Annotated in this window: 18 protein-coding genes; 13 read left to right on the top strand and 5 right to left on the bottom strand. The window is 65.6% G+C overall.

What is annotated here, in order from left to right:
* The first annotated feature begins 385 nt into the window (after positions 1-385).
* From AC6I6S_RS00005 to AC6I6S_RS00020, 4 genes are all read left to right on the top strand, one after another.
* On the top strand, positions 386-598 hold the full coding sequence (locus tag AC6I6S_RS00005; RefSeq protein WP_497947660.1) for a hypothetical protein: 213 nt from the start codon (positions 386-388) through the stop codon (positions 596-598).
* A 45-nt stretch (positions 599-643) separates the two neighbouring features.
* Positions 644-1924 carry a histidinol dehydrogenase gene (gene hisD, locus AC6I6S_RS00010; RefSeq protein ID WP_497947661.1) on the top strand — a complete coding sequence of 427 codons (1281 nt, stop codon included), beginning with the start codon at positions 644-646 and terminating at the stop codon, positions 1922-1924.
* Between the two features lie 72 nt (positions 1925-1996).
* Positions 1997-2212 carry a hypothetical protein gene (locus AC6I6S_RS00015; protein ID WP_497949269.1) on the top strand — a complete coding sequence of 72 codons (216 nt, stop codon included), beginning with the start codon at positions 1997-1999 and terminating at the stop codon, positions 2210-2212.
* A gap of 99 nt (positions 2213-2311) precedes the next feature.
* Positions 2312-2680, top strand: coding sequence for a HesB/IscA family protein (locus AC6I6S_RS00020; RefSeq protein WP_497947662.1), 369 nt, complete (start codon positions 2312-2314; stop codon positions 2678-2680).
* Between the two features lie 6 nt (positions 2681-2686).
* Here AC6I6S_RS00020 and AC6I6S_RS00025 read toward each other — a convergent pair whose 3' ends face one another.
* Positions 2687-2887 carry a dodecin gene (locus tag AC6I6S_RS00025; protein WP_497947663.1) on the bottom strand — a complete coding sequence of 67 codons (201 nt, stop codon included), beginning with the start codon at positions 2885-2887 and terminating at the stop codon, positions 2687-2689.
* Between the two features lie 118 nt (positions 2888-3005).
* Between AC6I6S_RS00025 and AC6I6S_RS00030 the strand changes: the two genes are divergently transcribed.
* Positions 3006-4205, top strand: a complete 1200-nt coding sequence (locus tag AC6I6S_RS00030) for a pyridoxal-phosphate-dependent aminotransferase family protein (protein ID WP_497947664.1) — start codon at positions 3006-3008, stop codon at positions 4203-4205.
* Positions 4206-4268: 63 nt separating this feature from the next.
* Here AC6I6S_RS00030 and AC6I6S_RS00035 read toward each other — a convergent pair whose 3' ends face one another.
* Together AC6I6S_RS00035 and AC6I6S_RS00040 are read right to left on the bottom strand one after the other, a co-directional pair.
* The gene (locus AC6I6S_RS00035) at positions 4269-4574 is read right to left on the bottom strand and encodes a DUF7116 family protein (protein ID WP_497949270.1); all 306 of its coding nucleotides are present in this window, start codon (positions 4572-4574) and stop codon (positions 4269-4271) included.
* Positions 4575-4813: 239 nt separating this feature from the next.
* Positions 4814-5053 carry a DUF5816 domain-containing protein gene (locus AC6I6S_RS00040; RefSeq protein WP_497947665.1) on the bottom strand — a complete coding sequence of 80 codons (240 nt, stop codon included), beginning with the start codon at positions 5051-5053 and terminating at the stop codon, positions 4814-4816.
* A gap of 109 nt (positions 5054-5162) precedes the next feature.
* On the opposite strand from AC6I6S_RS00040, the gene AC6I6S_RS00045 reads away from it, so the two are divergent.
* Both AC6I6S_RS00045 and AC6I6S_RS00050 read left to right on the top strand, forming a co-directional pair.
* On the top strand, positions 5163-6524 hold the full coding sequence (locus AC6I6S_RS00045) for a bifunctional metallophosphatase/5'-nucleotidase (protein ID WP_497947666.1): 1362 nt from the start codon (positions 5163-5165) through the stop codon (positions 6522-6524).
* 35 nt (positions 6525-6559) lie between these two features.
* Positions 6560-6970 (top strand): universal stress protein, encoded by a 411-nt coding sequence (locus AC6I6S_RS00050; protein WP_497947667.1) that lies wholly within the window; start codon positions 6560-6562, stop codon positions 6968-6970.
* Here the strand turns inward: AC6I6S_RS00050 and AC6I6S_RS00055 are convergent, their stop codons facing one another.
* A complete protein-coding gene (locus AC6I6S_RS00055; protein ID WP_497947668.1) occupies positions 6971-8002 on the bottom strand; it encodes a mechanosensitive ion channel family protein in 1032 nt (343 codons plus the stop codon). It abuts the gene before it with no gap.
* 134 nt (positions 8003-8136) lie between these two features.
* On the opposite strand from AC6I6S_RS00055, the gene trmB reads away from it, so the two are divergent.
* Entirely contained in the window at positions 8137-9201 is a 1065-nt protein-coding gene (gene trmB, locus AC6I6S_RS00060; RefSeq protein WP_497947669.1) for an HTH-type sugar sensing transcriptional regulator TrmB, read from the top strand.
* A gap of 3 nt (positions 9202-9204) precedes the next feature.
* Here the strand turns inward: trmB and AC6I6S_RS00065 are convergent, their stop codons facing one another.
* On the bottom strand, positions 9205-10005 hold the full coding sequence (locus AC6I6S_RS00065; RefSeq protein WP_497947670.1) for a DUF8054 domain-containing protein: 801 nt from the start codon (positions 10003-10005) through the stop codon (positions 9205-9207).
* 331 nt (positions 10006-10336) lie between these two features.
* Here AC6I6S_RS00065 and AC6I6S_RS00070 point away from each other — a divergent pair, with 331 nt between their 5' ends.
* From AC6I6S_RS00070 to AC6I6S_RS00090, 5 genes are all read left to right on the top strand, one after another.
* A complete protein-coding gene (locus tag AC6I6S_RS00070) occupies positions 10337-11446 on the top strand; it encodes a TrmB family transcriptional regulator (RefSeq protein ID WP_497947671.1) in 1110 nt (369 codons plus the stop codon).
* A 147-nt stretch (positions 11447-11593) separates the two neighbouring features.
* Positions 11594-13054: an extracellular solute-binding protein gene (locus AC6I6S_RS00075; protein ID WP_497947672.1), complete on the top strand. Its 1461-nt coding sequence runs from the start codon at positions 11594-11596 to the stop codon at positions 13052-13054.
* Positions 13044-14072 (top strand): carbohydrate ABC transporter permease, encoded by a 1029-nt coding sequence (locus tag AC6I6S_RS00080; protein ID WP_497947673.1) that lies wholly within the window; start codon positions 13044-13046, stop codon positions 14070-14072. Before AC6I6S_RS00075 ends, AC6I6S_RS00080 begins: the two co-directional genes overlap by 11 nt.
* Positions 14072-15157, top strand: a complete 1086-nt coding sequence (locus tag AC6I6S_RS00085; RefSeq protein ID WP_497947674.1) for a carbohydrate ABC transporter permease — start codon at positions 14072-14074, stop codon at positions 15155-15157. The genes AC6I6S_RS00080 and AC6I6S_RS00085 overlap by 1 nt, the downstream gene beginning before the upstream one ends.
* A gap of 6 nt (positions 15158-15163) precedes the next feature.
* Entirely contained in the window at positions 15164-16363 is a 1200-nt protein-coding gene (locus AC6I6S_RS00090; RefSeq protein ID WP_497947675.1) for an ABC transporter ATP-binding protein, read from the top strand.
* Position 16364: the final 1 nt, after the last annotated feature.

A 16364-nucleotide genomic window follows, 5' to 3' on the forward strand; every position in this document is an offset into this window, starting at 1 on the left:
GTAACTTGGTCCGTTCGGTGACGACGGTCGCGTCGACCGATCGAGCGTCACCGAACTATCATGGCTCACATCAGATCCCATCTTGACGGCGGACCGCAGGGGTGGGATCCTCATCTCCTCACAGTACATTCGTAGTTCCGGGTGAATACTTAACCCCTTCGTCTCGGAGGCAGCGGGGCAGAGTCTCCCATGCACGCGCTTTCTCGGGTCTACTCGGTTGGATCCCAATCCCCTCTATTCCGTCCGAAAGAACTGTTGCGGCGTTGTATATCCCGTATTACCCCTCGAGCGGCTGGTAGTTCGGGTGCCGACGTCGCGGCCGCTCGCGTCCGTCGAGTTGGACGCGGGCCGACAGTCATTAGCGACCCGCTCTCCGAGTAGGCGTATGAACCAGCAGCAGTTCGTCCAGCTGGCGCTGCTCGCCTTCGGACTCGTGATCGCGAGCTTCGTCGTTCTGGGGACGAGCCGGCTGCTCTTCTCCTACCGGACCGCCCAGCTACTCGCCGCGCCCATCGGGCTTAGCGGGTTCGCACTCGTCGTCTACCTCTTCGTCCGGGCGACTGGTGATGCGCTGGGGCTCGCATCTATCAGGGAGTGAGGGCGGACAGAAACGGTTTTTCGACGGCCGATCCAATCGAGAGCCATGACCACAGAGGTACGGACGATCGCTGATCTCGGACCGGCCGATCGCACGGCGTTTTTCGAACGCGACGCCGGTATCGAGGCGGTTCGCTCGGACGTGCGGGAGATCGTTTCCCGCGTCCGCGAGGAAGGTGACGTCGCCATCCGGGAGTTCTCCCGAGAGTTCGACGGCGTCGAGGTCGGGAACCTCGAGATCACGGACGACTGCGAGCGGGCCTACGACGATCTCGAGGCCGACCTCCGTGATGCGATCGAAACCGCCGCGGCGAACGTCCGGGAGTTCCACGAGGCGCAGTTACCGGAGGACTGGCGGCGCGAGTTCGACGAAGGACGCGAACTCGGACGGCGGTTCCGCCCCATCGACCGCGTCGGCGTCTACGTCCCCGGCGGGACCGCCGCCTACCCCTCGAGCGCGATCATGGGTGTGGTGCCGGCGGTCGTCGCCGGGGTCGATCACGTGTCGGTCGTGACGCCGCCGGCCGAAGAGCTGAACCCGGTGACGCTCGCGGCGATACACGCCGCGGGTGCGGATGCGGTGTACAGCGTCGGCGGGGCGCAGGCGATCGCGGGCCTCGCCTCTGGGACAGAGACCATTACGCGCGTGCGTAAGGTCGTCGGCCCCGGCAACCGCTGGGTGACGGCGGCCAAAGCCGAGGTTCGCGGCGAGGTCGAGATCGACTTCCTGGCCGGGCCGAGCGAGGTCGTCGTCGTCGCGGACGAAACGGCCGATCCCGAGGCCGTCGCGGCCGAACTGGTCGCCCAGGCGGAACACGACGAGAACGCCTCCGTCGTCGCCGTCACCGACGATGAGACGCTCGCGACGGCGGTCGCCGACGCCGTCGACCGCCAGGCCGGCGAGCGCGAGCGCGAGGACGTGATCAGGGCCGCGCTGGCAAACGACGCCAGCGGCGTCTTGCTCGCCAGGTCGATGAGCGAGGCGATCCTCTTCACCGAGGAGTACGCGCCGGAACACCTGTCGATCGTTGCCGAGGACGACGAGGCGCTTCTCGAGCGCATCGACAGCGCAGGAAGTGTCTTTCTGGGACCAGCGACGCCCGTCGCCGCGGGCGACTACGCGAGCGGGACGAACCACGTCCTGCCGACCAACGGCGGTGCCCGCGTCACCGGCGGCCTCTCCGTGGAGACGTTCCTCCGGTCGACGACGGTTCAGCGGCTCTCGGAGGGTGGCCTGGCCGACCTCGCTGACACCGTAACGACCCTCGCGGAGGCGGAGGGGCTCGAGGCCCACGCCGAGAGCGTCCGGGTTCGACTCGACGAGTAAGACACTCTCGATTTTCGTATCATGCAGACACGCACTGACTTTAAGAGTCTGCGTGAATGAATGACACTCGAAATGACTCCGGGCAAGGTCGATCCAACCGACCCACAAGTGCTCGAGCGCAACTACGATTACGCACAAAAGAACCTCAAGATCCTCTCGATGTGGTACGAGTGCGACATGGAGCGAATGATCGAGATGCTCGCCGAAAACGACATTGCCCTCTCGGCGAACGACGAGCGGATGTTCGGCGCGTACTACCGATCCGTGCAGCGGACCGTATCGGCGTGAGCGGGGCGAACGCTTTTCGAGGGCGGGAGCAGGGACCCCCCCATCCATTCCGTGTGAGCGAGCGTCAAGGTTAACACACTCGCGCGGGAAAGGAGACGTATGAGTATCGACAGCGCAGAGGGCGGCGACACTCGCCCGCAGATCGAGGTAACGGAACCGGCCGCCGATCGGGCACTCGCGCTGCTGGACGAGGAGGGAATGGACACGAACCAGGCGGGACTTCGCCTGTTCGTTCAGCAGGGCGGCTGTGCCGGCCTTTCCTACGGGATGCGCTTCGACGGCAAGCCCGAGGAGGACGACACCGTCTACAACCATCACGAACTCCGTGTGTTCGTCGATCCAGCCAGTCTGAAGTACATTGAGGGCAGCGTGCTCGACTACGAAAGTGGACTGCAGGCCGAGGGGTTCCACGTCGAAAACCCCAACGTCGTTAGCGAGTGTGGCTGTGGCGAGTCGTTCCGAACCTGATTCCGATCAGTCCTCGAGTCTGAACGCAACGGTGACTTCGGCCTGATACTCGCGGTCGTCGGCGCTTGCGACCTCCACGCCGAGTTCGTCGACTTCGATCCAGTGAACGTTGTTGAGCGTTTCTTCCGCGCGGTCGATGGCGTCGTCCGCGGCGGCGTCGAAGCTCTCCGTGCTCGTTCCGATCAGCGTGATCTTTTTGAAGACCATGACGGGGGCTACTACCCCACACGCGGACTTAAACGTACGCGAGGGGGCGACGGCTGTCGGTTCTCCGCGAGTTACCGTCGAGTGAACGTTTTTGGTGGTCCCTGTACCACGTGTGGGCATGGTCGACGCTGACACAGACGCGCCGCAGGTCGACGAACTGACGCCGCCGGACCGGACGCTGATGGGGCCGGGGCCGAGCGACGTGAACCCGCGAGTGCTTCGGGCGATGAGCACCCCGCTCGTGGGACACCTCGATCCCTCGTTCGTCGAGATTATGGACGAGGTCCAGGAGCTGTTGCGGTACACCTTCCGAACCGACAACCAGTGGACGATCCCCGTCTCGGGGACCGGATCCGCCGCGATGGAGGCCGCGATCGGCAACGTGGTCGAGCCGGGCGATACGATGCTCGTACCGACGAACGGCTACTTCGGCGGCCGAATGGCGTCGATGGCCCGGCGCGCGGGCGGCGAGGTCGTCGAGGTCGACGCACCGTGGGGCGAACCGCTCGAGCCCGCGACCGTCTCCGACGCCCTGGCCGAACACGATCCGGACGTCTTCGGCTTCGTCCATGCTGAGACGAGTACGGGCGTCCTGCAGCCGAACGTCTCCGAACTCACCGCCGCAGCCCACGATCACGACGCGCTCGTGATCGCCGACACGGTCACCTCCATCGGCGGCGTCGAGCTCCGGGTCGACGAGTGGAACATCGACGTGGCCTACGCCGGCCCCCAGAAGTGTCTCTCCTGTCCGCCGGGGGCGAGCCCCCTGACGCTGTCTGACGAGGCGATGGAGAAGGTCCTCTCGCGCGAGGCCGAGCCCCGCTCGTGGTACCTCGATCTCTCCCTGCTCGAGGGCTACTGGGGGTCGGATCGCTCCTACCACCACACGGCGCCGATCACGAACGTCTATGCGATCCGCGAGGCGCTGCGACTGGTCGCCGAGGAGGGTATCGAACAGCGGTGGGCGCGTCACCGCCACCTGGCGGGTGCGCTGAAAGCCGGCGTCGAGGGGATGGGCCTCGAGATGAACGCCCCCGACGAGTACTGGCTCCCGAGTCTGAACGCGGTTCGCGTCCCCGACGGAATCGACGACGGCGAGGTCTGTAGCGAACTCCTCGAGCGCTACGACCTCGAGATCGCGGGGGGCCTGGGCGATCTCTCCGGCGAGATCTTCAGAATCGGCTGTATGGGACACTCCGCCCGCCCGCAGAACGTCGCCTACGTCGTGACCGCGCTGGGTGACGTCCTCGAGGAGTTCGGCGCGGACGTCGATCCGGGCGCGGGCGTGACGAAAATGCGGCGGGCGCTCGGCGAGTGAACGTTCGGACTGGCGAAAATCGGGGGCGGGTGGCGGTTCACCCGGCGGTCGTGGTGGCGGGAACTACGCGGAGACGTTCGGTCCCGACGGAGCGTGTTCGACCTGGTACTCGTCGCCGTCGACGACGATGATCGCCCACTCGTAGTCGGGATCCGCTCGCTCGAGTCGCCGCTCCAGATCGTCGGCGTCCTCCGGCTGGGCGACGAAACAGCGGAACTCCCCCGGACCGTTCGGCGGATCCCCCTCTTCGAGGACGGTGTTTACGTGAACGACTTTCCAGCCGCGCTCGGCGCGAAACTCTGGGCCGGTACCCTCGACGGAGTAACCCAGTTCTGCGAAGATCGACCTGGCCTGTTCGACGAGCCGCATGTTAACAGGACCCATTCGATCTGTACGTACATCGTCGGCCATCATAAACGTTGTCACGTGGCAAGAAAGTGCCGCTACTTTCTGGATGTTTTTGAAAGGAGCGGCTGTTGCGGTTTTCAGACGCGTTCGTGGGGCGGCGGTGTGGTTGACAAATATCCTTTTTCACGCTACCGAATGCTGTAACGATTTATCCGCACAACAGCGAACAGCCCCCCAGAACTGGCTGACAGTCGCCCGTATCACTCGTGGGCGGCGTCCCACTCCGTCGGCTTCCGGAAGTTCCCACACTGATTGCACTGGATGCGCCCCATCGAGTCCATCGCGTTGTCGAAACTCTCGCAGTTCGCACAGAACCAGCCGTAGCGGCTGTCGGCCTCGAGTGACTCGTAGGCGATCAGAAACGGTGCCTTCGATCCCCTGTCGCCGTCCGTTTCGGAGACGTAGACGGTCCGGCCGTCGCCCGTCGACATGGCGTCCATGGGCAGTCATAGGGTCGCTCGCATTAAATGGATGTCTCTCCCTCGCAGCCCCTGCTACTCCCCGCCGGAATCGACGCACTCATGCGGGTCCTGTCGGAATAGCCGACGAATGCCCCTCCGTCTGTTGCAGTACTCCGACGTCGAGAACGCCTGTGACGAGCCGCCGCGAATCGGTCGACTCGCGGCGCTGCTTCGTGCCCGCAGCGACGACCGGACGGTTCTCGTCGGAACCGGCGACAACACCGCGCCGGGCGTGCTCCCGCTGGTGACCGAGGGGCGGCAGGTCCTCGAGTTCTACGACGCCGTCGAACCCGACCTCGCGACGTTCGGCAACCACGACTTCGACTTCGGTCCGGCGGCCGCCCTCGAGATCGTTCGAGACTCTCCCCAGACGTGGCTCAGCGCGAACGTCCGCCGCAACGGCACCACCTTCGGTGCGGAAGCGGGCGTCGAGCCCTGGACGATTCTCGAGCGAGGCGACTACCGGATCGGATTCACCGGCGTCACCACCGCCCGGACGGGATCGCTGAACCCGATGGCGACCGGTCTCGAGTTCCGCGACCCGATCGACGCTGCACGGGAGGCGATCGCTGCGCTCCGCGAGAAGGGGATCGACTACGTCGTCGTCTGCTCGCACCTCGGCTCGCGGGACGACGAACTGGCCCGCGCGGTCGACGCGGACGTCGTTCTGGGCGGGCACGTCGCCAGCGCCCGGATCGATCGGGTCGACGGCACGCTCGTAACCCGCCCCGGTGACGGCGGCCGCGCCGTCATCGAGGTCACGTTCGGGTCCGAACCGACGGCGACGCTTCGGACGACCGAGGGGGTGACGCCAGCGCCCGACGTCGTCTCGAGGTTCGAAGAACTCGTGGCGGACGCCGGGTTAGACGAGGTCGTCGCCCGCGTCGAAGAGCCGCTCGAGCGAACCGAGGAGACGCTGTTCGGGGGCGAGAGCCGGGTCGGAAACTTCGTCGCGGACGCCTACCGCTGGCACACCGGGGCCGACGTGGCGCTCCAGAACAGCGGCGGAATCCGCACGGGATCGCCACTGTCCGGCGAGGTAACGGTCGCAGACTGTGTCAGTCTGGTGCCGTTCGACGAACCGCTAACGCTCGCCGAACTCGACGGGGAAACCCTCGAGGCGGTCGTCACCGACGCCGCCGGACTGGATCTCACCTTCGCCGAGGACGACTGGTGGCACGCCCACGTCAGCGGCATGACCCTCGAGTGGGATCCGACGGATCACACGGTCTCGCTCCGGCGGGTCGGCGACGAGCCGTTCGATCGCGGCGCGACGTACACGCTCGCGACGTCGGACTACCTGTTCCATACGACCGACGAGTTCCCCGCGCTCGGACCCGACCACCGACAGGAGCAGACGGCGGAGAGCCAGTACGAGGTCCTCGCGGCCTACGCGCGGGAGTTCGGCGTCGCCGCACCGCTCGACGGGCGCGTCCGACGCGGCAACTGAAAAGTTTACCCGGCCGGACCGCGTTCGCTTGCGTGATGACGCTGGTCGTGGTCCCCGTTAGATACCCGTTGACGAAGCACTCGAGGCAGACCCTGACTCGAGCGATCGACATCTCTCGCGAGAAGGATGCGTCACTCACAATCCTCCACGTGAATCTTTACCAGAACGGAAAGACCGTCACCCGAACGGATCTCAAAGACGAGGTCGAAGGTCAGTTCGGCTCGATCCAGAGCGCACGGTACGTCGTCCGCAAGGGGTTTCTCGTCGAGGAGAGCATCCTCGACGAGGTCGCCGCCGAGGGTGCCGATATCGTCGTGATCGGACACCGACAGGCGAGCCGCTGGCAGCGTGTCCTCCAACGGTTTACCGACAATCCGAACATCGAGCGCTATCTCCGGACGCACCTCGACTGCGAAGTGGTCACCGTCGAGAGCGCGACCGCCTGATCACTCTTCGGCGTCCCGCTCCGGGTCGAGCGTCGACGCCCGCTCGTCGGCGACGGACATTCGTGCCGTGCCGCTCGTCTCGTCGAACACGTGGTGGGTGTGTGGGTACGCGAACTCGACGGCGTCGGCCTCGAACCGCGCTCGCATCTCTGCCTGAACTGCCGATCTGGCGAGGGCGAGCTTGTACGGGTGTTTTACCCAGAAGCGAAGCCTGAGCAGCACACCGTTATCTCCGTATTCGACGATATCGCACACGGGTGCAGCCCCGTATCTCGCGCTTCCGATGCGGATATCCGGCCCACCCGAGATCACCGTATCGACGCTCCTGGCAGCGCGAGCGGCCAGCCGTCGCGCCGTCTCGAGGTCGCTCTCGTAGGTGATCTCGAAGTCGACGGAAACCCGGGTTCGCTCGTCCTCGGCGGAGTAGTTGATTACGTCCCGGGCGTGGACCTCCGAGTTCGGAATTACGATGAACGTGTTCTCGAGCGTGAAAATCTTCGTATAGCGGATCGTAATGTCCTCGACGAATCCCCGGTGACCTTCGTCGGTGATCTCGATCATATCGCCGATCTCGTAGGGTCGGTCGGCGAGGATGAACAGCCCGTTGATGAGACTCCCGACCAGCGGCGCCAGAACGATCCCGACGACCGCGGAGACGACGGTTACGGGAATGAGGAGCTCGAAGCCGCCGAGCCCGGCGAGGATGCTAACGGCGACGAGTACGGTGATCGAGAGGATGGTGATGCGAACGCCGCGCAGAATCGTCCGGGTGACGCTCGGGCGGCCGACGCGTCGAGCGACCGTTCGCCCCGCGAATCGAACGACGAGCTTCGAGAGGTACCAGCCGATGACGAGCACGACCAGGGCGAACAGGAGATCGATCGCGAAGTCCGGGATCCGCTCGGGGACGCTGAAGCCGATCTCTTCGACGAGTTCCGTGCCGGGTGACGTCTCGTCGTCAGGGTCGTCGTCGGTTCCGTTCTGCGAACCGATGACGGCGAACGCTACGGTCTGCAGAACGGCGTCGCGCATGGGATGACTCTCATGGGCGCACTGGTTAAGCGTTCTGACCCTCGACTCGGCCAACCGTTAACTACTGGATTTCGAAAACGGGTGTTACTCAATCCATAATAAATCATTTAGTGGTCGAACTCGTGGTGGCACGTATGGCTCCAGACGAACTGCGCTCGAGCGTCGAGCGCGTCGGCGATCGGTTCAACCTCGGGGAGTACGAAATCGAGGCCTATCTCACCGTCCTCGAGCACGGACAGCTGACCGCGAGCGAGATCGCGGATCGAACGGACATCCCACAGCCGCGGGTGTACGACACGGTTCGCAGCCTCAGCGACCGCGGTCTCGTCGAACTGCGCGAGTCCCGCCCGATGAAGATCGTCGCGATCGACCCCGCTGAGGCGTTCGAGAACGTCCAGTCCTCGCTCGAAACGCTGATCGACGACCTCGAGTCCCGGTACACTGCGCCCGCCCGCGACACGGAAGCGGTGTCGCTCGTCAAGTCCCGGTCGACGATCCTGCGGTACCTGGAGGAGGTCATCGACGGCGCCGAGTACGAACTGGCGCTCTCGCTCACGCCCGACCTCCTCACGCGCTTCGAGGACAAACTGCGGGCGGTGACCGACGCGGGCGTGAGCGTCGACCTGATCGTCACGCCCGCCGCGGAGGCGCCCGACCCCAACCGGTTCGATTACCTCGAGGTGGCAACCACGGCCCGCGCTCGCCGCGGGATCACGACGCCGGTGATCGCGGTCGCCGACGGCAACTACTCCATCTACGCGACCCAGGACGCTCTGCGCGACGACCAGGACCGCTACGGCGTCATCTTCAACCGCTCCGCGCTCGGCTTTCTGGTGTCGGGCTTTTTCGGCACCGTCCTCTGGACGACCGCCGAGGAAACGCTCGGGGAGAACGGCGAGAGCCGCCCCTATCCGCGTCGCTACGCGTCGATCCGGCGCTGCGTGAAGGACCTGATCGAGGCGGGCGGAGAGTTCTACGCCACGATCGACGGCCGCGACGTCGAGGTCGGCGGCCAGCGGATCGTCCGCGGCCGCGTCGTCGACGTCTCCTTCGAGATGACCGAGGAGGTCGCCGGTCTCACGATCGAAACCGAGGAGGGCGAGGAGGTCACCGTCGGCGGTCGCGTCGCCGCACTCGAGGATATCGAGGCCCACCAGATCCTGATCGGCGAACACGAACCGCCCGCGATCGAGCGGTAACGGTCACTCGTCGTACGTAAACAGTCGGACCCCGCAGTCGGGACAGATCAGTTTCTCTTTCGGCGTTGCGCCGATCGGGGTCACGTCGCCACAGCAGGTCATCGCCGTCGTCGTCACCTCGCCGTCACAGAGCGGACACGCCTCGAGGAACGTCCGGAGCGGCCGCCCCGCGGCGAGTCTGAGCCGGTCGTCCTCGAGGCGGGACTCGAGGACGCGAGCGGCGGCGAGTTCCGCGACGGCGATCGCACGCGAGAGCGATGTCAGACCGCCGGAGGGGTGCGTGAGGACGACGTACGCGCCGTTCCACCCGCGGTGGGTCGTCGTTTCGACGGGTGCCTGGGTGAGGTCGTCGGCGACCCCGGCCAGCGCGTCGATTTCGAGCCCTCGAAGCGACGTCATCTCCGCTCGCCACTCCCCACTGAACTCGTCGTCGAGGTACACCGTCTCGCCGTCGGGAACGACGACGCCGGCGTCGAACAGGGCGGTCACGATCTCGTCGCCGGTCGGCGCGTCGGCCGCCTCCGGTTCGACCAGCGCTTCGGGGGTCTCGCGGTGGGGCGGATCGACCGGAAGGATCGCGGCGAGGTGTGGCGCGATCCGAGGCGTGTACGGGACCAGGTACCCGCGCAGGGCGATGCCGGCGGTCCCGCTGGCGGCGATCGCCGCCGCGAGACGCCGCCGACGGGTGGCGAGCAGGACGACGACCGTCACCGCGAGCAGCGCGATATTGAGGGCCGTACACGGCCAGCACCGGTTCGAACCGGTGTACTCGGGGCGGCGAACCGCCGCGAGGAGATCGGACATGGCGGAGGGGTTGCCGCCCCACCGGCATGAGACTGCCGGCGACCGGGTATGCGTCGCCTCCGTGGAACGGGTAGGCGGGCGTATGCTTTTTACAACGGGTGTGGTATGCTAATCCGGATGACGATCACTCACGGCGCCGCGCCGCTCTGCGGGACGGTCCCCTCGAGGTCCGTCGCGCCGGTCGGGCCCCCCGTTCGACGCGGTTGTCGCGCGGATCGAGGAGCCGAAACGCCCGATTGGGTCGCCGGCGGAGACGGATACGCGGCGCAAAACCCGATGGAAAACCGACAGGAACACCAACGCGGCGCACTGACGACCACGGTGATGAACGATGGAGCGTAACGAACTGGTTGCGATCCTCGAAGATGCCGGGCTCTCGCCGTACCAGGCCGACGCCTACGTGGCGACTCTAGAACTCGGCTCCGCGCCCGCAACCGACATCGCGAAGGCGAGTTCGGTTCCCGACCCGCGGATCTACGACGTTCTGCGCGATCTCGAGGAGAAGGGGTACATAGAGACCTACGAACAGGACCGCCTGCACGCGCGAGCGCACAGCCCGTCCGACGTGCTCTCGGATCTCCGCTCGCGGGCGGATCGCTTCGAGACGGCCGCCGACGAGATCGAAGACCGGTGGAGCCGACCGAACATCGAAGAGCACAAGGTGAGCATCGTCAGCCGCTTCGAGACGGTACTGAGTCGGGCCGAGGAACTGATCGGGACGGCGGAGAATCAGATCCAGGTGGGGCTCACGCCGTCGCAGTTCGAGGAGTTGGCCGACGCCCTCGAGACCGCACGGTCGGCGGGGGTACACGTCCGGGTCTGTCTGTATCCGGGAGAGGGGACGCGCTCGATACCCGCCGACCGAACGCTCGAGCGCACGTGCACCGAAGCCCGGTATCGAGACATCCCGTCGCCGTTCGTCGCGATCGTCGACCGCTCGTGGACGTGCTTTTCACCGCACATGGACTCGACGAACCAGTACGGCGTCCTGGTCAACGACCGGACACATGCCTACGTCTTCCACTGGTACTTCCTCACCTGTCTCTGGGAGGTTCACGAGACGGTCTACTCGGCTCGAGACGGCAAGCTCCCGGTCACCTACGTCGATCTCCGCCAGTGCGTCCGCGAGATCGAGTCGCTGCTCGAGGACGGGGCGACGATCGAGGCCCGCGTCGAGGGCTTCGAGACGGATACGGGTCTCGAGGTGACCGAACGAGGGCGAATCGTCGACGCGACGTACGCCGGCGTATCGGCTTCCGGCGACCGCGACACGCCGCTCTCTCAACTCGCCGGCAAGGTGTCGATCACGCTCGCGACGGACGAGGGAACGTACACCGTCGGGGGATGGGGAGCGATGCTCGAGGAACTGGAAGCGACGCAGATCACGGTTACCGGCGTCGAGACCGGCCGGTCACTCGATCGGATTCACTCCTTCGAGTAACGCTCGACGCTCGCGGTCGCCCGGAACGCGCCGGAGGGCGCGGTCAGTCGGTTCCGCGTCCGACGTTCGGAGTCCCTGTCGTTAACAACACCCGTTGTAATCGCCCCATTAACTATAAGTGTCCGACCAGCACACGTTCTACTATATATGCCTGATAAGCGGTCGCACGGGACGGCAAGATCCGGGGTCTCGCGGCGGCGATTCGTCGCAGCAGCCTCGGCTGCGACCGCCGGGACGGCCTCCCTCGCCGGCTGTCTCGGTCGGAGCGCAGAGGAGGGGTCGGTCGTCGCCTACGGCGACACCGACTTTCAGGACATCATGGACCCCGACGGAGAGTTGCATCAGGCGCTCTGGGACGCCGGCCTCGACGAGGACATCACCATCGAGGTCCGCACCGGTCCGGACGAAACCGAGCAGCGCCGATCCGCCGCCCAATCCGCGCTGCAGGCGGGGCGCTCCCAGCCGGACCTGTTCATGATGGACAGCGGGTGGACGATCCCCTTCATCCTGCGCGAGCAGACGGTCAGCCTCGAGGACCGCCTCTCGAGTGACACCGTCGACCTGATCGAGAACGACTATCTCGAGGCGGCGGTCGAAACCGCTCGCCACCCGGACACCGGTGAGCTGCACGCGCTGCCGCTGTTCCCCGACTTCGGAACGATGCAGTACCGGCGCGACCTCGTCGAGGACGCCGGCTACGACACCGACGGCTGGGCCACCGAACCGATGTCGTGGCAGGAGTTTTCCGAGATCGTCGCCGACGTCCGGGACCAGTCGGGCGTCGACATGGGATTTACGACGCAGGCGGCCGCCTACGAGGGCCTCGCCTGCTGTACGTTCAACGAGGTGATGAGCACCTTCGGCGGCGCGTACTTCGGCGGACTGGACAACCTGTTCGAGGCCGGCGACCGCGAGATCACGGTCGACCAGGAACCGGTCGTGGACGCGATCCGGATGATGCGGACGTTCATCCGCGGGCAGGATGACGAATACGCCCTCGACGGCTACGAGCAGATCGCACCGACGGCGATCGTCCAGTACACCGAGGAAGACGCCCGCGGCCCCTTCGCGAACGGGAACGTCGTCGCCCACCGCAACTGGCCGTACTCGATCGCGATCGCTCACGACGAAGGAATGGGCGACGACGTCGGGATGATGCCGATGCCGTACGGCGTCGAGGAGGGTGAATCCGAGTACGAGGGCCTCGGCGGCACCGCGTCGGCCCTCGGCGGCTGGCACTTCACCCTGAACCCGGAGGCCGAGAACGAGGAAGAAGCGATCCAGGTGATGGACGCGTTCGCGACCGAGGAGGTCATGCTCACGATCTTCGAGATCCAGGGGTGGATACCGCCGATCGTCGAGTTGCTCGACGATCTCGATCCCGAAGAGAGCGGGCCGGTCGCCAACTACGCCGAGACGATCCAGATCGCGGGCGAAAACGCGGTGCCCCGGCCGGTGACCGACATCTGGCCGGAGCAGGCGGCGCACATCTTCGGAGAGGTGAACCGGGCCTACCGCGGCGTGAAGTCCCCCGAAGAAGCGATGGGGGACCTGAAGGAACGACTCGAGATGAGCGAGGCGGACGTGAGGGACCAAGATGGCAACTGATACCGGTGACGGGATCGGCGGCGAAACGGCGGACCGGGAGCGGTCGGGCAACGCGGTCGTCAACTGGATGGAGGGGCTCAGCGAGGCGGCGTACGCCTATCTCCTGTTGATTCCGGCGTTCGCCCTGCTCGTGTTCGTCGCGTTCTACCCGCTGATCATGACGTTCGTCATGTCCCTCAGAGAGGATCGGACTCGCGGCGCCGATCCGCTCGGCGGCTTCGTCGGCCTCGAGAACTACGTCAACGTGCTCACGGGCGACGTCAGGCTGGCCCAGCAGTTCATGGACGTCTCGCTGTCGGCGTCGTTCCCGTTCGTCGACTTTGGCGTCCCGCTCCTCCAGCAGGCGCTGTTCGTTACGCTCGGGTTCGCCGTGATCAGCATCTTCTTCGAGACGGTGTTCGGGTTCGGCCAGGCACTCATTCTCGATCAGGAGTTCCGGGGTCGGCGCTGGGTGCGGGTCGCGATCATCCTGCCCTGGGCCGTTCCGATCGTTATCCAGGGGATGATCTTCTACCTGATGTTCCAGCCGGAGGTCGGCTTCGGGACGGACCTGATGCAGTCGATCGGCCTGTTCGGTCCGAACCCGCTCGCCGACAGCGGGGACGCGTTCGTCATCGTCCTCGTCGCCGACATCTGGAAGTCGACGGCGTTCATGGCGCTGTTGATCCTCGCCGGCCTCCAGAGCGTCGACCGCTCGCTCTACGACGTGGCTCGCGTTTCGGGGGCCTCGCCCTGGCAGCGGTTCCGGATGATCACGCTGCCGCTCATCCTCCCGGCGCTGCTCGTCGCGATGCTGTTTCGCACGATGGACGCGATGCGCGTCTACGGGCTCATCGAGTCGAGCGTCGGCTGTACGACCGTGCCGTCGCTGACGTGTATGGTCGTCGAGGCGATGTTCGGCGGGACCCGCATCTTCGCGACGGCCGCGGCCGTGGCGTTCATGACCGCACTGGTCATCGGACTGTTTATCGCGGTGTACATCGCGCTCTTCCGCGACACGGAGGCTGGTTTCTACTGATGACGTCCAACGATCACGACGCGACTCGAGACGGAACCGCTGACGCCGAACGAGCCGACGCCAACCGGCACCTCCCGGACGGAATCTCCGCGACCTCCTACAGCCGCGATGACGCCCGGTCACCCACCCGGATCGCCGACGGCGGCAGCGCGGCGCTCGGGGGCTCCGGCGACGCCGATCTCAAGCGAGGGCCGCTCCAGCGGTGGGTCGACCGCTCGATCGAGAGCCCCGAGCGCGTCTACAAGGCGATGTTCTACGTCGCGGCGATCTTCTTCCTGTTCACGACGCTGTTCCCGTTCTACTGGCTACTGATGGTCGCGTTGACCCCCGAAGGGCAGCTACAGAACATCGTGTTCACGCCGAACGGATTCAACCCCGGCGCCTTCATCGAGGTATTCGAGGTGCTGCCGTTCCACTGGTACATGTTCAACAGCTTCGTCATCGCGACGGCCTCCACGGTCGTCGTCCTGGTCGTCGCGAGCCTCGCGGGCTACGCCTTCGGCCGCCTCGATTTCCCCGGGAAGACGCCGATGATGCTGCTCGTGCTGGTCGTGTCGTTCTTCCCGCCGGCGGCGTTTTTCATCCCGCTGAACGATCTGTTCAACACGCCGATCCCGGCGCTCGAGCCGATCATGAGCGACGGAACCCTCTACAACACGCCGGGGGCGATGGTGATCCCGATCTCGGCGATCTTCATGCCGCTCTCGATTTTCATCCTCACGACGTTCTACGCACAGATTCCCGACGGGCTGGAGGACGCCGCCCGGGTCGAGGGGACGACCCGCCTGGGCGCGCTGTTCCGGGTCATCATCCCGCTGTCGGCACCCGGCGTTGCGACCGCCGGCGTGCTGACCTTTATCGCGGTCTACAACGAGTTCTTCTTCTCGTTCCTGATGACCGACGGCCAGCCGGAGAACTGGGCGCCGTTACTCGACGGGATCCTCGGCTACCAGGGCCAGTACGAGATCCTGTTCAACCTGATGGCCGCCGCGAGCATCATCGGCGTCCTCCCGGTCGCGATCATCGTGATCGTCGCCCAGGAGAAAATCGTCAGCGGACTCACCGCAGGAGCACTCAAGGAGTAAGATACAATGGCACGCGTACAACTCGAACACGTCACGAAACGCTACGAAGACGTCGTCGCGGTCGACGACATGAACCTCGAGATCGAAGACGGGGAGTTCGTCTGCCTCGTCGGCCCGTCCGGCTGCGGAAAGTCGACGACGATGGAAACCGTCGCGGGACTGACCCAGCCGACGGAGGGCAAGGTGTACATCGGCGACGACGAGGTCACGAACCTCGCACCGAAGGACCGGGGCGTCGCGATGGTCTTCCAGAACATCGCGCTGTTTCCCCACATGGACGTCTTCGACAACATCTCGTTCGGCCTCCGGCTTCGCAAGTACGACGACGAGGAGATCCAACGGCGCGTCGAGCGCGCCTCCGACATCGTCCAGCTCGAGGGAATGCTCGAGCGGATGCCCGACGAGATGTCCGGCGGCCAGCGCCAGCGGGTCGCCATCGCTCGCGCAATCGTCCGCAATCCGGACGTCTTCCTGATGGACGAGCCGCTGGCGAACCTGGACGCCAAACTCCGCGTCCACATGCGCACGGAGCTCCAGCGCCTGCACAAGGAACTGGACACGACGATTATCTACGTCACCCACGACCAGGCCGAAGCGATGACGATGTCGGACCGGATCGCCGTCATCAACGCCGGCCAGCTTCAGCAGATCGATCCGCCACTCGTCTGTTACAACGAGCCAGCGAACCTGTTCGTCGCCGGTTTCATCGGCTCCCCGTCGATGAACTTCGCCGAGGGCGAACTGACCGCCGGCGGGCTTCGAACGGACAACTTCGACCTCGAATTCGATCCGTCGGCGCTCTCCGGGGCGAGTGCCGGCGATCCCGTCACGATGGGGATCAGACCCGAGGACGTCTACCTCACTGAGCGCGGGCAGGACGTCACTGCACCGACCCGACCGATCGACGTCACGACGGACGTCCTCGAGCCGATGGGTGACGAGATCTTCGTCTACCTCACGTTCGACGAGGCGGACGAACGAACCATGGGGGAAGAAGAGGGCGTGGCGGCGGCGTCGAACCAGCTGCTCATGAGCGTCAGCCCCGACACGGAAATCGAAGAGGACGAGGACGTCGACGTCGTCCTCGATCAGTCGCGAATCCACCTCTTCGATACCGACTCGGGGAAGGCACTCACCCATGGTATCGACGAACTGACCGAAGCGGACGGCGAGACGGCGGCCAGGGAGGCCGAGTCCGATAGCTAAC

It is taken from the genome of Natrononativus sp. DTA114 (assembly GCF_059736515.1).